The sequence below is a fragment of the Gilliamella sp. CG25 genome (genome assembly GCF_046635705.1).
Lineage (GTDB): Bacteria > Pseudomonadota > Gammaproteobacteria > Enterobacterales > Orbaceae > Gilliamella > Gilliamella apicola_I.
In genome coordinates this window covers 162958-180486 of the sequence record NZ_JBIDFJ010000003.1, presented here as the reverse complement: position 1 = coordinate 180486, position 17529 = coordinate 162958, and the positions used below count along the sequence as shown (strand labels likewise).

At 35.6% G+C, this 17529-nt stretch carries 16 protein-coding genes; 4 read left to right on the top strand and 12 right to left on the bottom strand.

Features of this window, described 5'->3' with window-relative positions; translation table 11 throughout:
• Positions 1 to 6: 6 nt before the first annotated feature.
• The 7 genes from atpA to tyrA form a co-directional block, all read right to left on the bottom strand.
• Positions 7 to 1548, bottom strand: coding sequence for a F0F1 ATP synthase subunit alpha (gene atpA, locus ACGH6P_RS03805; protein WP_220216303.1), 1542 nt, complete (start codon positions 1546 to 1548; stop codon positions 7 to 9).
• 11 nt (positions 1549 to 1559) lie between these two features.
• Entirely contained in the window at positions 1560 to 2093 is a 534-nt protein-coding gene (gene atpH, locus ACGH6P_RS03800) for a F0F1 ATP synthase subunit delta (protein ID WP_411596749.1), read from the bottom strand.
• Positions 2094 to 2106: 13 nt separating this feature from the next.
• A complete protein-coding gene (gene atpF / locus ACGH6P_RS03795) occupies positions 2107 to 2577 on the bottom strand; it encodes a F0F1 ATP synthase subunit B (protein WP_065558535.1) in 471 nt (156 codons plus the stop codon).
• 24 nt (positions 2578 to 2601) lie between these two features.
• Positions 2602 to 2829, bottom strand: coding sequence for a F0F1 ATP synthase subunit C (gene atpE / locus ACGH6P_RS03790; RefSeq protein WP_370632135.1), 228 nt, complete (start codon positions 2827 to 2829; stop codon positions 2602 to 2604).
• A 34-nt stretch (positions 2830 to 2863) separates the two neighbouring features.
• The gene (gene atpB / locus ACGH6P_RS03785) at positions 2864 to 3646 is read right to left on the bottom strand and encodes a F0F1 ATP synthase subunit A (protein ID WP_065558537.1); all 783 of its coding nucleotides are present in this window, start codon (positions 3644 to 3646) and stop codon (positions 2864 to 2866) included.
• Positions 3647 to 3904: 258 nt separating this feature from the next.
• The gene (gene glmM, locus ACGH6P_RS03780) at positions 3905 to 5236 is read right to left on the bottom strand and encodes a phosphoglucosamine mutase (protein WP_267358943.1); all 1332 of its coding nucleotides are present in this window, start codon (positions 5234 to 5236) and stop codon (positions 3905 to 3907) included.
• Between the two features lie 118 nt (positions 5237 to 5354).
• Positions 5355 to 6476, bottom strand: a complete 1122-nt coding sequence (tyrA, locus tag ACGH6P_RS03775) for a bifunctional chorismate mutase/prephenate dehydrogenase (protein WP_267358941.1) — start codon at positions 6474 to 6476, stop codon at positions 5355 to 5357.
• A 115-nt stretch (positions 6477 to 6591) separates the two neighbouring features.
• Here tyrA and xthA point away from each other — a divergent pair, with 115 nt between their 5' ends.
• From xthA to ACGH6P_RS03760, 3 genes are all read left to right on the top strand, one after another.
• Complete coding sequence (gene xthA / locus ACGH6P_RS03770; protein WP_411596791.1) at positions 6592 to 7398, top strand: exodeoxyribonuclease III; 807 nt, start codon at positions 6592 to 6594, stop codon at positions 7396 to 7398.
• 29 nt (positions 7399 to 7427) lie between these two features.
• On the top strand, positions 7428 to 8759 hold the full coding sequence (gene xseA, locus ACGH6P_RS03765) for an exodeoxyribonuclease VII large subunit (RefSeq protein WP_267350264.1): 1332 nt from the start codon (positions 7428 to 7430) through the stop codon (positions 8757 to 8759).
• A gap of 185 nt (positions 8760 to 8944) precedes the next feature.
• Positions 8945 to 10615, top strand: coding sequence for an Hsp70 family protein (locus ACGH6P_RS03760; RefSeq protein WP_411596748.1), 1671 nt, complete (start codon positions 8945 to 8947; stop codon positions 10613 to 10615).
• A 75-nt stretch (positions 10616 to 10690) separates the two neighbouring features.
• On the opposite strand, the gene ACGH6P_RS03755 is transcribed toward ACGH6P_RS03760, so the two are convergent.
• Positions 10691 to 13366, bottom strand: a complete 2676-nt coding sequence (locus ACGH6P_RS03755) for a J domain-containing protein (protein ID WP_267379609.1) — start codon at positions 13364 to 13366, stop codon at positions 10691 to 10693.
• Positions 13363 to 14061 carry a DUF1266 domain-containing protein gene (locus tag ACGH6P_RS03750; RefSeq protein ID WP_267379613.1) on the bottom strand — a complete coding sequence of 233 codons (699 nt, stop codon included), beginning with the start codon at positions 14059 to 14061 and terminating at the stop codon, positions 13363 to 13365. Before ACGH6P_RS03750 ends, ACGH6P_RS03755 begins: the two co-directional genes overlap by 4 nt.
• A 229-nt stretch (positions 14062 to 14290) precedes the next feature.
• Here ACGH6P_RS03750 and dolP point away from each other — a divergent pair, with 229 nt between their 5' ends.
• Complete coding sequence (dolP, locus tag ACGH6P_RS03745) at positions 14291 to 14869, top strand: division/outer membrane stress-associated lipid-binding lipoprotein (RefSeq protein WP_267358932.1); 579 nt, start codon at positions 14291 to 14293, stop codon at positions 14867 to 14869.
• 49 nt (positions 14870 to 14918) lie between these two features.
• Here the strand turns inward: dolP and ACGH6P_RS03740 are convergent, their stop codons facing one another.
• The 3 genes from ACGH6P_RS03740 to ACGH6P_RS03730 form a co-directional block, all read right to left on the bottom strand.
• On the bottom strand, positions 14919 to 15314 hold the full coding sequence (locus tag ACGH6P_RS03740; protein WP_267350271.1) for a SufE family protein: 396 nt from the start codon (positions 15312 to 15314) through the stop codon (positions 14919 to 14921).
• A 69-nt stretch (positions 15315 to 15383) separates the two neighbouring features.
• The gene (csdA, locus tag ACGH6P_RS03735) at positions 15384 to 16595 is read right to left on the bottom strand and encodes a cysteine desulfurase CsdA (protein WP_411596747.1); all 1212 of its coding nucleotides are present in this window, start codon (positions 16593 to 16595) and stop codon (positions 15384 to 15386) included.
• Positions 16564 to 17442, bottom strand: coding sequence for a U32 family peptidase (locus ACGH6P_RS03730; RefSeq protein ID WP_411596746.1), 879 nt, complete (start codon positions 17440 to 17442; stop codon positions 16564 to 16566). The genes csdA and ACGH6P_RS03730 overlap by 32 nt, the downstream gene beginning before the upstream one ends.
• Positions 17443 to 17529: the final 87 nt, after the last annotated feature.

The window sequence follows — 17529 nt, the reverse complement described above, 5'->3', positions numbered from 1 at the left end:
TCACCCTTACCAAGTTTGAGTTGATTTAAAGCTATCAAGCATTGCTTTTAACTTACTTTCAATCTCATCATTGTAATTGCCTGTCTCGTCAATCTGTTTAACAAAATCGGCATATTGACTATGCGCATAAGCTAGTAGTGCTGCTTCAAATGGTAAAACCTTAGCGAGTTCAACATCTTCAAGATAACCACGCTCTGCTGCATAAAGAACAATTGATTGTTCAGCAACTGTCATTGGTGAGTATTGCTTTTGTTTCAATAATTCAGTTACTTTTTCACCATGACTTAATTGGTTTCTTGTTGCTTCATCTAAATCAGATGCAAACTGAGAAAACGCCGCTAATTCACGATATTGTGCAAGGGCTGTACGAATACCACCAGATAATTTTTTCATTATCTTAGTTTGTGCAGCACCACCTACACGAGAAACCGAAATACCCGGGTTAACCGCAGGACGGATACCAGAGTTAAACAAGCTGGTTTCTAAGAATATCTGACCATCAGTAATTGAAATTACGTTAGTTGGTACGAACGCTGAAACGTCACCAGCTTGGGTTTCAATAATCGGTAAAGCCGTTAATGAACCTGTTTTACCTTTCACTTCACCTTTGGTGAACTCTTCAACATACGCTTCGTTAACACGTGCTGCACGTTCAAGTAAGCGAGAATGTAAATAGAATACATCACCCGGATAAGCTTCACGTCCAGGTGGACGACGAAGTAACAATGAAATTTGACGGTAAGCAACCGCTTGTTTAGATAAATCATCATAAACAATTAATGCATCTTGACCACGATCACGGAAGTACTCGCCCATTGCACAACCTGCGTACGGCGCTAAGTATTGTAATGCCGCTGATTCAGAAGCGGATGCAACAACAACAATGGTATTTTTTAGTGCACCATGTTCTTCAAGTTTACGTACAACATTGGCAATGGTTGATTGTTTTTGACCAATGGCAACATAGATACATTTAACACCTGAGTTGCGTTGGTTAATAATTGCGTCGATTGCTAATGCGGTTTTACCGGTTTGTCGGTCTCCGATGATAAGTTCACGTTGACCACGTCCGATAGGAATCATTGAGTCAACGGCTTTATAACCGGTTTGTAATGCTTGGTCAACCGATTGACGGTCGATAACACCAGGTGCGACGACTTCAACAGGAGAAAACCCATCATTTTGAATTGAACCTTTACCGTCGATTGGTTCACCAAGGGTATTAATAACCCGACCTAATAGACCATCGCCGACAGGTACTTCTAAAATACGACCAGTACATTGTACTTTCATCCCTTCGGATAGATCTTCGTATGGTCCCATAACGACTGCACCGACAGAATCTCTTTCAAGGTTTAACGCCATTGCGTAACGATTTCCGGGTAGTGAAATCATTTCACCTTGCATGACATCGGTTAATCCGTGGATTCGAAGGATACCATCACTTACCGATATGATCGTTCCTTCATTGTGAGCGTTACTCACAATATTGAACTGAGCGATACGCTCTTTAATTAGTTCACTTATTTCAGTTGAATTTAGCTGCATTATCAGTCCCCTTAAGACTGTAGAGCGTCATTTAATCTTGTTAAACGCCCTCTGATACTACTATCAATAACCATATCGCCCGTACGAATAATAAAACCAGAAATGAGCGATGGATCAATATGACATTTTAGTTTTACTTTTCGTGATAAACGTTTTTCAACAGCGATAGAAATCTTATCAAGTTGTTCGTTAGACAGTGCTTGTGCCGAAATGACATCGACATCAGCTTGCGCTTCTCTCTCTAAACAATATTGTTCAAACAGTGTAAGCACTTCGGGAAGAAGTGATAACCGTTTGTTTTCAGACATAATCTTAATAAAATTAGTACTAAACTCATCTAATACATCTTGACAGATATTGATGAGTAAGTTTGCAACCGAATCGGCTTTCATGTCAGATGTCAAAATACTACGTATTTGTTCGTTTTGACTAACTTGAGATGTTACCATTAGCATTTTATGCCATGATTCGATATTGTTTTTTTCTACCGCAAACTCGAAACCAGCTTTAGCATAAGGGCGAGCAATTGTAATTAAGTCTGCCATTGCTCTAGTCTCCTTATAATTCAGCTACGAGTTTATCAATGATGTCGCTATTTGCGGCTTCATTAACAGAGCGTTCAATAATTTTTTCTGCACCAGCAATAGCAAGTGTAGCGACTTGTTGTTTAAGCTCTTCTTTAGCTCGTTTACGTTCAGCCTCTACTTCAGCAAATCCTTGCGCAACAATTCGTTCTTTTTCTCGAATTGCTTCTTGTTGTGCTTCTTCAAGAATAATTGCTTTGCGTTTATTGGCTTGCTCTATAATTGCATTAGCCTCAACCTTAGCCTGTTGCATTAAGTCAGATGTATTTGCTTTGGCTAGTTCCAAATCTTTTTTTGCTGTTTCTGCTGAAGCAAGTCCATCAGCTATCTCTTTTTGACGTTTTTCAATCGCAGCGATAACAGGAGGCCAAACAAACTTCATACAGAACCAAACAAACAATACAAATGTAATTGCTTGGCCGAGGAGAGTTGCGTTCATATTCATGAGACGATTCCTCTTAGATTTTTATTAGCCGGCAACAGCAAAGATGATATAAAGCGCAATACCCACACAAATCATTGGGATCGCATCCACTAGCCCCATAACAATGAAAAATTGAGTTCGTAACATAGGGATTAATTCCGGTTGACGTGCTGCACCTTCTAAGAATTTACCACCTAGTATACCGATACCAATTGCGCCTCCTACAGCAGCTAATCCCATCATTATGCCTGCGGCTACATATAAAATTTCCATTATATACTCCAGTTTAATATAAAAAATATTGAAATTAATGTTCTTCCGTTGTCGATGCCATTGCTAAATAAACAATCGTCAACACCATAAAAATAAAAGCTTGTAACGTAATAATTAAAATATGGAAAATGGCCCACGGTAAAGATAATACCCATTGTGACCACCAAGGTATTAATGCCGCAATTAAGATGAAAATAAGTTCACCTGCATACATATTACCGAAAAGTCGTAGACCTAAAGATAGTGGTTTAGCTAATAGGCCGACAAGTTCAAGTACTAAATTGATTGGTGCAAAAGCCCAGTGATTAAAAGGATGAAGGGTGTAATCTTTGATAAACCCTGAAATTCCTTTGTACTTGATAGAATAGAAAATAATTAAAATAAAGACGCCTAAAGCCATTGACATAGTAATGCTGACATCTGCTGTTGGCACTACTCTCAAATGAGATAAACCTAAATATTGTCCTGCGTAAGGGAGGAAATCAACCGGGATAAGATCCATGAGATTCATAAAAAAGACCCAAATAAATACCGTTAATGCTAACGGTGCAATGAGCTTGTTTTGACCAGTGAACATGTCTTTGACAGTATTATTAACAAATTCAAAGATCATCTCGACAGCACATTGTAATTTACCTGGTACCCCACTTGTTGCTTTTTTGGCAACACGATGAAAAATCCACAAGAAAATAACACCAAGAAAAATTGAAAAAAACAATGAATCAAGATTAAAGGTCCAAAAACCTGAACCTACTTGTAAGTTTTCAAGATGGTGCTTGATATAAGCCTGTGGCGAAGCCGGAGAGGAAACTGCCATATAACCTTCTTACTTATTCCTAAAAATAAAAAATATTACAATGTTTTATCTATATTAAAAGGTATAGACAATCGCTGTAATAACCCTAAGCTAGTATTTTAAACCCAATTACCTATATAAAGTCAACAAATTATTAACAAAATAAATAAATTCAACACTTTTTACTAAAAAATTGTAAATAAACAGAGCTTGCTTAATAAACTCATTAAACGTATTGACTTATTAAAAACTTATTATTACATATAAAAAATATTATTTTTAAGCTTTAACAGCTAGTGCAATACGTTCTGCCAATTTTTGTACTTCGGCTTCTTCACTGCCTTCAACCATTACTCTAATGAGAGGTTCTGTTCCAGATTTGCGAATTAATACCCGCCCGTTACCATCAAGTTCTTTTTCAACTTGCTCTATTGCTAGTTTTACTGCTGAATTTTTTAATGGATCACTTTTTTCGGTATAGTGAACATTAATTAATACTTGAGGTAACATTATCATGCCACTACATAAATCTGATAAAGACATATCGTTGCGAACCATAGCACTTAAAACTTGTAGACCGGCAATAATACCATCGCCTGTTGTTGTTTTATCTAATAGCAAAACATGACCTGAGTTTTCAGCCCCTAAACGCCATTTCTTCTCAATAAGCTTTTCAAGAACATAACGGTCACCAACTTTAGCACGAGCAAAAGGTATGCCAAGGTTTTTAAGTGCTATTTCCAGTCCCATATTACTCATTAATGTACCGACAACGCCACCTTTTAGTTGACCTTGTCTAAGTGCTTCGCGAGCAATGATATAAATAATCTGATCGCCATCAATTTTTCGACCTTCATGGTCAACCATTATAATGCGATCACCGTCACCGTCTAATGCAAAACCTAAATCTGCTTGTTCATCAATAACTCGTTTTGACAATGCTCTAACATCAGTAGCACCACAATTTTCATTAATATTAACGCCGTCAGGTTCACAGCCAATTTTGATGACTTTTGCGCCGAGCTCACGCAATACTTTTGGCGCAATATGATAGGTTGCGCCATTCGCACAATCGACTACAATTTTCAGACCCGATAGACTTAGCTCATGATCAAAGGTGCTTTTACAAAATTCGATATAACGGCCTGCTGCATCAGTAATACGGCTAGCACGTCCTAATTGTTTGGATTCGACACAATCTATATCTTTTTCTAATTCTGCTTCAATTTCTAATTCAATCGAATCAGCAAGTTTTTTTCCTTCGGTAGAAAAAAATTTAATACCATTATCGTAAAAAGGATTATGTGAAGCAGAAATGACAATACCGGCATCAGCTCGAAAAGTACGAGTTAAATAAGCGATAGCAGGCGTTGGCATTGGTCCGGTAAAGGCAGTAGCAACACCGGCAGACGCAAAACCAGCTTCAAGTGCTGATTCAAGCATATAGCCTGATATACGCGTATCTTTTCCGATTAAGACTTTTTTCACACCATCTTTAGCTAATATGCGTCCAGCTGCCCAACCTAATTTAAGAGCAAAATCGGGAGTGATAGGATATTGTCCAACTTTACCTCGTATCCCATCAGTACCAAAATATTTTCGATTAGACATTTTATTTCCTCATACTAAATTTTATTTCTAATAATAATTTTATTGATAAATAATTACATAAGATTTTTGTGCTAATTATAATTAATGATGTCGGATGTTATATTTATGCATAATAAAATTATTCTCTATTATCATTAGCGAATTTTAATAAAACTTGGCTTTCTTTGATAAAACGTTGTGCATAGCTACCAAACCATTTGGTGACTTCATTAAAATTCTCAACAAATTTTGCCTTATCGCGTTGCTCAATCAATTCAACCATCTGTCCAAAGCGCTGATAATAGCGTTTAATTAATTCGATATTATCATCTGATGCCATAATGATATCGGCATAAAGTTCAGGATCTTGAGCAAATAATCTGCCAACCATCATCAGTTCAAGGCGATATATAGGAGAAGAAAGGGCAATTAGTTTTTCTAAATCAACATGTTCTTGCTGTAAATTAACACCATAAGAAAAAGAGGTGAAATGGCGTAATGCTTGAATAAATGACATGCATTTGTCATGCTCTTTGGCACTGATAGCACATAAATTTGCACCCCAAATGCGCATTTGATCAATAAGCCATTGGTATTTTTCAGGCTCTCGTCCTTCACAATACACTATAATTTGTTTTGCTAAATTAGGTACATCAGGACCAAACATAGGGTGTAAGCCAACGACAGGGCCAGGATGTTTTTCTAACATGGCTTGAAGCGGTTTTACTTTGATAGAAGTGAAATCGGTTAGTATACAATTTTTAGGTAGAGTCGGTAATTGTCGAATGATTTCACAGGTTTTATTAATTGGTACGGTCACAATGACTGCAGCGGCATCGGCAACTACCTGCGAGGCTTGGTTCATAGTTTTGGAACCTAATGTTTTAACTTCATAGCCAGATAGGGTGAATAATTGTGCAAACAACCGCCCCATTTGACCATTACCACCGATAATGACAATTGATCCTTTACCTGTGTAAACTTTTTTAAAACCTTTGTCGTTTTCACTAATATAAGACTCTCGCATTAGTCGTCGTAATATATCTTCGATTAGCGCTGGAGAAATACCTAAATTTTCTGCTTCTTGCCGTCTTTTCGCTAACATCTCAGCTTCACGCTTAGGATCATAAATTGGAATACCATATTTGCTTTTTACTTCACCAACTTCGGCGACTAAGGCTAATCGCTGAGTAATGAGTGATAAAATTGATTTATCGACCTCATCAATTTTATTGCGTAGTTCAAGTAATTCCGTGGACATATTCGGTGATTCCTTTATCACAAATGGTAGCTTTTACTGTAATAGCTTAACAGTATATCGTATTTTTGATAGCATGGTTAAATCTAAACATCAAATCGAATATAATAAATTTATCATGAAAGTTATCTCATTTAATATTAATAGTCTGCGTGCACGCATTCATCAGTTAGCCGCAATTATCGATAAACATCAGCCCGACATAATTGGTTTACAAGAAACCAAAGTTCATAATGATCAATTTCCTGTCGAAGAGTTAGCGCAATTTGGTTATCACTTACATTATCATGGTCAAAAAGGACATTATGGTGTTGCGTTATTAACCAAACAAAAACTAATATCAGTGCAGTGTGGCTTTCCAACCGATAGTGATGATGCTCAGTGCCGTTTAATTATGGCAGAGTTACCGACCAACCAAGGAAATTTAACCGTGATAAATGGCTATTTTCCGCAGGGTGAAAGTATGCATCATGAAGTTAAATATCCTGCCAAACGTAAGTTTTATCATGATTTGATTGATTATTTACGGCAACATCAATTGAGTAATCAGTTATCCTTGATAATGGGAGATATGAATATTTGCCCAACCGATTTAGATATTGGTATTTCTGATGATAGTCGTAAACGTTGGTTACGAACTGGTAAATGTTCATTTTTACCCGAAGAGCGGGAATGGATGGATAATTTAATGTCACTAGGCTTTATCGATACTTACCGTCATGCACATCCAACTGAACAAGACTATTCATGGTTTGATTATCGATCTAAAGGTTTTGATACCTTTACTGGACTGCGCATCGATTTAATTTTAGCTAGTCAAAAATTGTTATCCTATTGTCAACAAACTGGCATTGATTATGATATTCGAGCCATGGACAAACCGTCTGATCATGCGCCAATTTGGGCAGAATTCGATTTAACATAAATTTTAGTGTCATTAAGAAGGATGAGTACATGTTGAATAATTCGATTTTATCGGTAAAAGATCTTAATCAAATGGTCAAAGATCTACTTTCTGATGCGATTGGTCAAATTTGGTTAGTTGGCGAAATTTCGAATTTTTCTCGTCCATCTTCAGGGCATTGGTATTTTACGCTTAAAGATGATGCTGCCCAAGTGCGTTGTGCGATGTTTCGAAATAGTAATTTTCGAATAGGATTTACACCGCAAAATGGACAACAAGTTTTAGTTCGAGCGATGGTGACATTGTACGAAGCACGTGGAGAATATCAATTAGTCATTGATAAAATGCAACCGGCTGGTGCAGGATTACTGCAACAAAAATTTGAGCAATTAAAACAAAAACTATCTGATGAAGGGCTATTTGATCCTATCTATAAAAAAAGTTTACCGGAAAATATTCGTACTGTCGGTATCATCACCTCAGCTACTGGAGCAGCATTACATGATATTTGTCAGATTTTAAAACGCCGAGATCCCAGTTTACAGGTAATTATTTATCCGACCCAAGTTCAAGGTACAGAAGCTGCTGGTCAAATTGCCAAGATGATCCAAATAGCAAATGCACGTCAAGAGTGTGATGTGTTGATTGTCGGGCGAGGAGGTGGATCGCTTGAAGATCTTTGGTCATTCAATGAAGAAGTGGTTGCAAGAGCGATATTTGCTAGTCAACTACCTATTGTAAGTGCAGTTGGACATGAAATTGACTTCACAATAGCTGATTTTGTTGCTGATGTGAGAGCAGCGACGCCTTCCGCTGCCGCAGAGCTTGTTAGTCATGACAATAAAGAACAGATTCGGCGAATTTTGATACAAGAACAACATTTATCGATGGCGATGGATTATTACTTAACAAGACAACGCGAAATATTGAATACATGGTTTCATCGACTTCAAGCGGAACATCCCCAAGCAAAGCTATCTCAACAATTAAATCGACTCATTACTTATCGACATGCGTTATATGAAAATATTCAACAATATTTGCTTAAACTTACTAATCAATATAATCGATTAGATAGAAAGTTATTGGGTGTTTCGCCAGAATATCACATCACGTTTTATGGTCAGACATTATATCAAAAGCAACAGCAACTGATTAATATGATTAAACAAAAATTAGCAATGTCGCAACATCAATTTGTTTTACAAACATCACAACTTAATAACTTAAGTCCGCTGGCAACGTTAGAGCGGGGTTATTCAATTACCACTAACCAACATGATGATGTGATTTGTAATAGTCAACAAGTGAAAGTGGGTGAATGTATCACAACAAAGTTAAAAGAAGGGATTTTAGTCAGTCAAATTACTGAGGTGAAATAAAATAATTAATTATTACGATAAAAATCATATTACTAAACTTCAATTTTATACAATAAAGTATACTGATTATTTTAATCAAATAAAATTGTCATTAAAATAGTAATACAGTATATAATACTGCGTTTAAAATTTTTTTAATAACTAATAACTAATAATATTTAAGTACATAAGAGAATAGACGATTTATGCATCCCCCAATAGGTATTGATTTAGGTACAACAAACAGCTTAATTTGTGTTTGGCAAGATAGTAAACCGACGCTGATTCCCAACGCAATTGGAGAAGTGGTAACACCATCAGCAATAAGTATTGATGAAGATGGATCCATTTTAGTTGGTCGAGCAGCGTTATCACGATTAACAACTCATCCCAATCAAAGTGCATCAGCATTTAAGCGTTTTTTAGGATCGAATAAAGTTTTTGAATTAGGCGATAAGAAGTTTACGCCAACAGAACTTTCTGCAATTGTCCTAAAATCTTTAAAAGCTGATGCTAAAGCTTTTCTAAAACAAAACATTCATGATGTGGTGATTTCTGTCCCTGCTTATTTTAATGATGAGCAGCGCAAACAAACCCGTTTTGCAGCTGAACTTGCTGGATTAAACGCGGTACGTTTAATTAATGAACCAACTGCAGCGTCCATGGCATATGGCTTGCATGATGAACAATCCGGTAATACATTAGTTTTTGATTTGGGTGGGGGAACATTTGATGTCACCGTACTTGAATACTCTATGCCAATAATCGAAGTCCATGCTTCGGCGGGCGATAATTATTTAGGTGGAGAAGATTTTACTCATGATATTGTTAAAGCTTGCTTAAGTGAATGGAATATTAAACAGCAAGATGTTTCAGCCGATGATTATGCCAGATTACTTGATTTAGCTGAACAGTTAAAATGCAAGTTAAACGGCGAACAGATGCAACACTTAACTTGGTTTTGGCAAGATAAAGAGTGGCAATTTGAGCTTAACGAAAATCGAGCTAAAATGATTTGGTTGCCATTATTAAATCGCCTTCGAGCACCGATCGAGCAAGCGTTAAGTGACGCTCGGTTGAAGCCGAATCAACTAGAACATATTGTGTTAGTGGGTGGTTCGTCTCAATTGGGCGTTGTGCGTGAACTGGTTACCAAATTATTTGGCAAATTACCTTATCGCCATATTAATCCGACCACTATTGTGGCACAAGGTGCTGCAGTACAAGCAGCTTGTCGATTGCGTAATAAAGATGTGGAAGAAGTTATTTTGACCGATGTTTGTCCTTACACATTAGGTATTGAAAGTGCGTCGGATAATGTTCATGGCTTATTTTCCCCCATTATTGAACGCAATACAATTGTACCAACTTCCAAAGTGAAGACTTTTTATACTAGTCGTCCACAACAAAAATTGATTTCTATAGCCGTTTATCAAGGCGAAAATCCACGTGTTGAAAACAATGTGTTAATTGATGAGTTTGAAGTTCCTTTAACGCCTATGGAAAAAATACAAGGGATTGATATTCGTTTCAGTTATGATTTAAATGGATTATTAGAGGTCGATGTTGTGGTACTTGAAACGGGTAAGCAACACGGCAAGGTAATCGATCATAGCCCGATAGGGTTAACAGAACAACAAAAACAGGAAAGTCATGAACGTTTAAAATCACTGAAAATTCATCCCCGAGATCAAATGCAAAATCGTACATTATTAGCTAGATTGGAACGTGCATGGGCGCAATCACTTGGTGATGAACGTCATTTAATTGGATCTTATCTTGAAGCATTTCTTGATGTATTAAATCGTCAAAATCCAGATGAAATTAATGAGTTTCGTTGTGATATTGAGTCTGAACTTAAAGATCTTGATAGATAATTATTCAAAGTAGTATTTATAAACTTCTCCCCTTTTATTATTGATATAAAAGGGGAAGTTTATACACTAGTTTATCTATTCCTTCACAGGCGGTCCATATCGGTTATTTTTTTTATAACTAGGTTTCCAGAAAGGTAATAATATCAGTAAAAATAGGGTATAAATAATGAAGTAACTTGGTTCACCTAAATAATTATCATTTGCACGTCGTTTTAATGCGAAAATAATATTTATTCCCGAAATCATATAAGCAAATTTTGAAACTTCGTTATATATTGATGCTTCGGACAAATATCTATCAAGAAATAAGGTAGAAAAACCAATAATTAACAGACTATAAAAAATTTGTTTACAAAATCCTTTACGATTTGTTCGTCCATTTAAACGCCAAAATTGCCACCATTTATTTTCAGGTAGAGATAATGCATCAACTTGTTTTTGATTTTCACGATTTCTAGCTAAAAGTAAGGCGGCACATAAGCGTAATATCATATTATTGTCTGAATGATTTTTTAGCCCTTCTAACATCTCGATATCATCTTCTTCAATTAGACCACAGTAGTTGGCTAAACATTCTTTAAGATATATTATTCTAGCCGTTAGATCATTATGTTGATATTTATCTTTATTTACTGAAGATGGAAATAACCACTGTTTTTCGAGCGAATTTGCGATTTTTTGTAAATCACCATTATCACCTGCAATTTTATTTAACGTTTGTTGTAATTTCAGATTTTGTTCAGGTTTATATAACAAAATGGCATTTAATATCATTAAATAATAAGGGTTTTGATTGGCAAATTTGGTTTGCCACAATTGTTCGATTTTATTTTCGATATCTTTTAAATCAATTTTTTCAGGATAGTCTATATCAGATTCGATTGAATCTGGGTAATTGATTAAAATACTATTGATTAACCCACTATTATTATCCATTAAATTATAGAGCTCAGTTTTATTTTGCCAGTTTCCATATTTGAAAATATTAATCACTGGAAGCATTTGATCATCATCGGTTAATTTAAACGTATTATTTTCTTTTCGAAGATATTTTGCTGTTTCGTAGGGTTGATTAATTATAGCCATCGTCAAAATAAATTGACGATACCACTCCCAATAAACGTTTTTATCACACGATGAATCAGGTGGAGTTGGAAACTGGTAATAGTGTTCAGATTCTAAGAAAATAAACCAGTCAAACATCTCTATATTTGCATAACGCGAAAAATTATCAAGATGTTTTTTGGCACGCTCCGGAATGGCATCGAATCTATCCAACCATAAACGACCATAGTATTGTTCGTACCCATTCAAGTTAGGATCAAATTTATCTGGAATGGGCGTATTTTCATCACTATCATACAACCAAGCTTTAAATTCTTTGACGGGTGGAATTTGTTCAAGCCATGTTAAATGTTGCCGAGCTTGGCGTTGTAAATTTTGTAGAATAAAATACTCAAAGTCATCTTTACTCTGTTCATCAATAATTTGTTGTAATAAAGTTTGATTACCATGTCGTAACATAATGGCATGACGATATAAGCGATATAAACGATTAGTACCGTCATCAAGTAACAACAGTGCAAGAATTTGACGATAATTCCAACTCACATTTAACGACCATTTGATAAAACTTGCAATTTCAGGGGAATACTCATCAGGATCAATTTGTGCTAGTCGTGCAACCGTTGTTGCTGTTAACTGAGGAACTGCGTAAAGGTAAGTTTCTGATGTTTCTGCAGCGATACAATAAGAGTTATTCAATGCGATAATTAACAATGGAAAATAATCACTAGCATAATGTGAGCACCAGCCCGCTATCCAACTGGCTGCTTTTTCTTGATAATGACCTGAGTTATAAAGATCAAGCCAAGCCTGTAAAGACTCATGTTTTTTATCAAGCATAGTATATTGAATTGCTGCAATATATTTCCATTCGATATTGATATGTTCATCTTGATCATCTTGAGTGATGCATTTCAACGCATAATCTAATAAGGTTTGATTAGGTATTCTTGCAACGCAGTGCCAATTAGCAAATTGAAGCATTAAGCTTTTATCATTGGGTAAATAGATGACGGTATCTTGTGATAAAAAGTCATAAAGATCACTACTTCTACGTTCGTAAAATAACCATTTGGTATAATCGATATAATTTATCGTTGCATCTTGCAGAGCTCTGTTTGTGGGGGGTAACAGGGTATAGTCAAATAAATCTTCACTCTCAATATGATTTAAAAAGATATCATACCTTTCAGATTGATTGGGAGATTGTATTTTCAGTTGTTGGCGCCAACGCAAATTATCCGCTAACAGTTTGATACAAGCGTTTGATACATTGCTTGCTTCATAACTTATTTCTAATAGACGCCATTTTACCGAATCAATGATTGCCATTGGGTAATCGTAAAATGAACTAATAAATTTTTGCCATTCATCGGCGTTAAAACACCGTTGTGGATCGTTCAAAAGTGCTTGATAAGCAGTATAAATTTCATTTTCTTTGATTTGTTTTTCTGTAAGGGGGTGAGTGACTGCTTGCTCTTGTGATTCTTGTTGTGATTGCCCATCCATTTGTTCGGTTGACTGTGCATACTGTATTGCAAACTCATAAGCTTCACGTAAAGCTTTAAATCCAATCGGGTCTGTTTCGGGATGATAAAAGGGTAACTTGGCTCGATAGGCTTGACGTATTGCGACAGTATCCGTCGTTTTTTCTATTTCGAGTAGTTGCCAAATATGTTCATTCATAACCAATCATACTCCCTTAATGATTCTGGCTTTTCAAATTTCTCAATATCAATAAACCATGGTAACCGGTTAAAGGGTGCTTGTTTGTCTTCATATAAATTTGCCATGGATGTGACGTTAGATGGACGGGATAATTCACAGCGTAATTTTTCTAAATCGTCTTTAATCTGTAAATTATTCCAATATTGTAAACCAATAAACCAACTAACAAGGTAGTGTTGCCAAGATTGATAAAAGTATGTTGAACGTAACCCAATTCTATGCAAAATCCATAAACATTCTTCTTCAGTGACATATTTATTCGTCGTGCCAAGTCGTAGAAGATAGGCCATCCGAGCATAATCCCAACTACGAATTCCTGCAATATTACAGATAGGAAATGTTTGCTCAACAAATTTAAGTATCACTTTATGATAATCAGTTTGACGTTCATAAAAGCTGAGCCAATCAAATTCAGACAATTGAGAATATTTAGAATAGAATTCAGATAATAATGGTGCATGTCCATCATCAATCATGGTGAAAACGCAATCAAGTAAAGTTTCCCGAGAATCTATTTCCCAACTCTCTTTCAAATCTATAAAATCATCGTTAGGATAAAAAAAAGGTGAGGTATAGCTTGCTCCATATCTTTTATTTAATATTACCATTGGCGCTGACAAACCATATAGCCAATCAATATAATCCTGTTCCATATTAGCCTATAAAATATCAATACATAGTTTAGTGTATAAAGATAACAGATTTTTTAAATAGACGTCAGTCTGTTTTACTGTTTTTCGTTTATTATTTTTAAAAAAATAAACAATAATTATTATGAATAACAGTAAAATTGTTTTGCAAATTACTTTGTGCAAGGCATAATAAAATCAATTTATTTTGTCATAAGTTACACATTACTAAGCCATAAATGAAGGAGTTATAATGAGAAAAATTGCCTTAACGGTAATATTAATGTCTGGCTCATTGATGTTACAAGGCTGTGTTGCTGCGGTAATTGGAGCCGGTGCAACGGCTACAGCCAAAGTTGCTTCAGATCCGCGTACAACCGGGACTCAAGTTGATGATACAACGCTGAATTCACGAATGGGTATGAAATTAAAAGAAAATACATCAGCTTTTATTGGTTCACGTATTTCAACGAGTGCTTATGACGGTAATATTCTTTTAACCGGACAAGCAAATAATGAACAGAGTATGAAAGCCGAAAATCTTGCTCATGAAGTTGAAGGTGTCAAAAAAGTATTTAATCAAATTCGTATCGGTGAGTCTGTTGGTGCAGGAACCATTACCAATGACGCATGGATTACAACCAAAGTTAAATCACAATTAGTCTTAAATTCGGCAACAAAAGCCAGAAATATTAAAGTCGTTACCGAAAATGGCGAAGTCTTTTTAATTGGTATTGTCAAACCTGAAGAGGGTAAAGCTGCTGCAGTTGTTGCCAGTAAAGTAGCTGGTGTTAAAAAAGTTATCACACTTTTTACTTATTTAGATAAGTAAAAAGTGAAATCGATGAAAGGGCGGAAAGATATTTCGCCCTTTTATTATTCTAATTAACTGATTGAATTCGCTCTATTAATTTATCTAATCCTTTTAGGCGAGATTGACTAAGCTCGTCGGTAATTTTAAGTTTACTTAATTCAAACTGAAAATCGATAGCCTGAATTTGCTTCGCTGTTTTATGATTTGCAATGATAAGTAAAATTGCGAGTAACCCTTTAACAATTCGACCCTCACTATCACCTTGAAAAATAAAAGTATCATCAGCTTGTTTTTGAAAAGTAAGCCAAACTCGATTTTCACAACCATTGACTTGGTTACTATCTGTTTTTAAATCGGCTGGAAAGTCAGGCAATTGTTTTGATAACGCAATGATTTGCCGATAACGATCTTGCCAGTTTTGTTGTTTCAATAATAATTCCGTTAATGTTTGCTGCGATAGCATAATATAGACCTATTTGTCGTTTACATAATGATAAATATTTAAAGTTAACAAAAGCTGGTGATAATACAATTAATCCAAGATTTGTATAGCATGTTGTAATGCAATTATAAAACGGTCGATATCTTGTTTGTTATTATAAGGCATCAATGAAAGACGAATGACACCTTGGCAACCTAGCTTTTGCATTAATGGTTGAGCACAAAGTTCACCAGTGCGTATTGCAATGTTTTGTTCACTTAATAAGATAGCAATATCATTATGATGAATATTGTGGATATTAAATGTGATGATTGAACTATTATTTACACTGTAAAATTGAATATTGGTTAGTTTACTAAGTTGTGATTTTGCATAATCGGCTAATTGTTCGGTATATAATTGTGTTTGATTAAAATCCCAACGTTTTAGCCATTCAAACGTTGCATTAAAGCCTAGCATTCCGGCGATATTGGGTGTGCCTGCTTCAAATTTATACGGATGTTGCTCAGGTATAAAGTGATCGAAAGAGACACTTTTTAGCATTTTACCTCCACCATGCCAAACGGGCATAGTCTCAAGCAAAATTTGTTTACCATATAATACACCGAGTCCTGTTGGACCATATAATTTATGCGCTGAAAATACATAAAAATCAATATCAAGTTTATCAACATCAATGGGATGATGAACAATACCTTGAGCACCATCCACCACTAAAATGGCATTATATTGGTGAACGATTTGGCTAATCGCTGCTAAATCCGGACAAAATCCTGTCACATTGGACATTTGTGTAATGGCGACAATTTTTGTGCATTCTGATAGAAGTGAAGTCAGATCATCAATAACCGATGACCATTTAATTACTTTGGCTCCCGTTTGCTCTGCAACAATTAGCCATGGCAATAAATTGCTATGGTGCTCTAATTCACTGACAATAATCTCATCACCTGCTTTTAGCAAAGGTCGAGCATAGCTTTGTGCAATAAGATTAATGGATTCGGTCGTACCACTTGTCCAAATAATTTCACTGCTCGTTGAAGCGTTAATCCAATCAGCGACATTTTGCCGAGCTTGATTTATTATTTCAGTCACTTGTAAGGCATTAGGGTGCAAACTGCGTTTAACAGTTGCAGTATTGTGTGCATAATATTCCAGCGTCGCATCGATCATCGCTTGGGGCTTGAGTGATGTTGCGGCTGAATCAAGATACACGTTTTCATTGTTCAGAGCAGGAAATTCTGCTCTAAACTTTTGATAAGAAAACTTTTTACTGGTTAAGTTCAAGTCCTGCAATTCCATTCCAATACCCATTACAGTCTCGTTTATGCTCTATATGTAGCGGATTTAATCCTTCTTCGTTCGCTCTAAACTGTTTCACAATATCCAATGTTTCCAACCCAAGTGGTGAAATACGAACAATATCAACTAATCCTTTCATCTCTTTGAGTTGATTACCTAAATTATAGCAATAACCGCTTTGTGTTTGGATCCCATTTAGAACAAACACTTTTTGTTGTTCTTGTGAAAACACTTCACGCCCAACAGGGTATTTGATACAACATGTTTCGCATTTATCTTTGGGTTTATCTTCTGAACGTGCCGTAAAACAACGAGCTGAATAGGCTAACGGTAGGTAACCGTAACTGAAAACTTCAACGTCAAAATTTCGCTCGATATTGAGACTATCAAATTGATTTAGTACATTTGCTAACCAATCCCGAGAAAGTTCAACGGGCATACACCAACGTACCATACCTTGTTTTTGTAATAATTTTAACGTGTATGCGTTATAGCAATTAATTGCAGGGCCGGCAACAAAAGGTAATTTATTTTCTTGAGCGATATTAATTGCAGCTAAATCATTGGCTTCAATTAAAAAATCGCCATTATTAACGAGTAATCTTAATTCATTTAATTCAGATGGAGCTTCAAGCAAAGCCAACGTTGAAAGCACCACTTGTTTTCCTGATTTAGCGACTTCTTTAGCTAATTCAAGCCAGTTAGGGACTTTCATTTCACGGCGTTTAGTACAAACTGTTTCGCCCATATAAATAATATCGGCTTCACTTTCTTTTGCCGCATGATAAAAAGCTTCTGTTTCGGTTTTAGGCCAATAATAAAGCACTGGGCCTAATGCATATTTCATAGTTTTGCTCACTATATTGATTTATGTTAGATCATTTATCAAATCATTTAAATGATATTTTATTAAATAAATTCAATAATATAAATT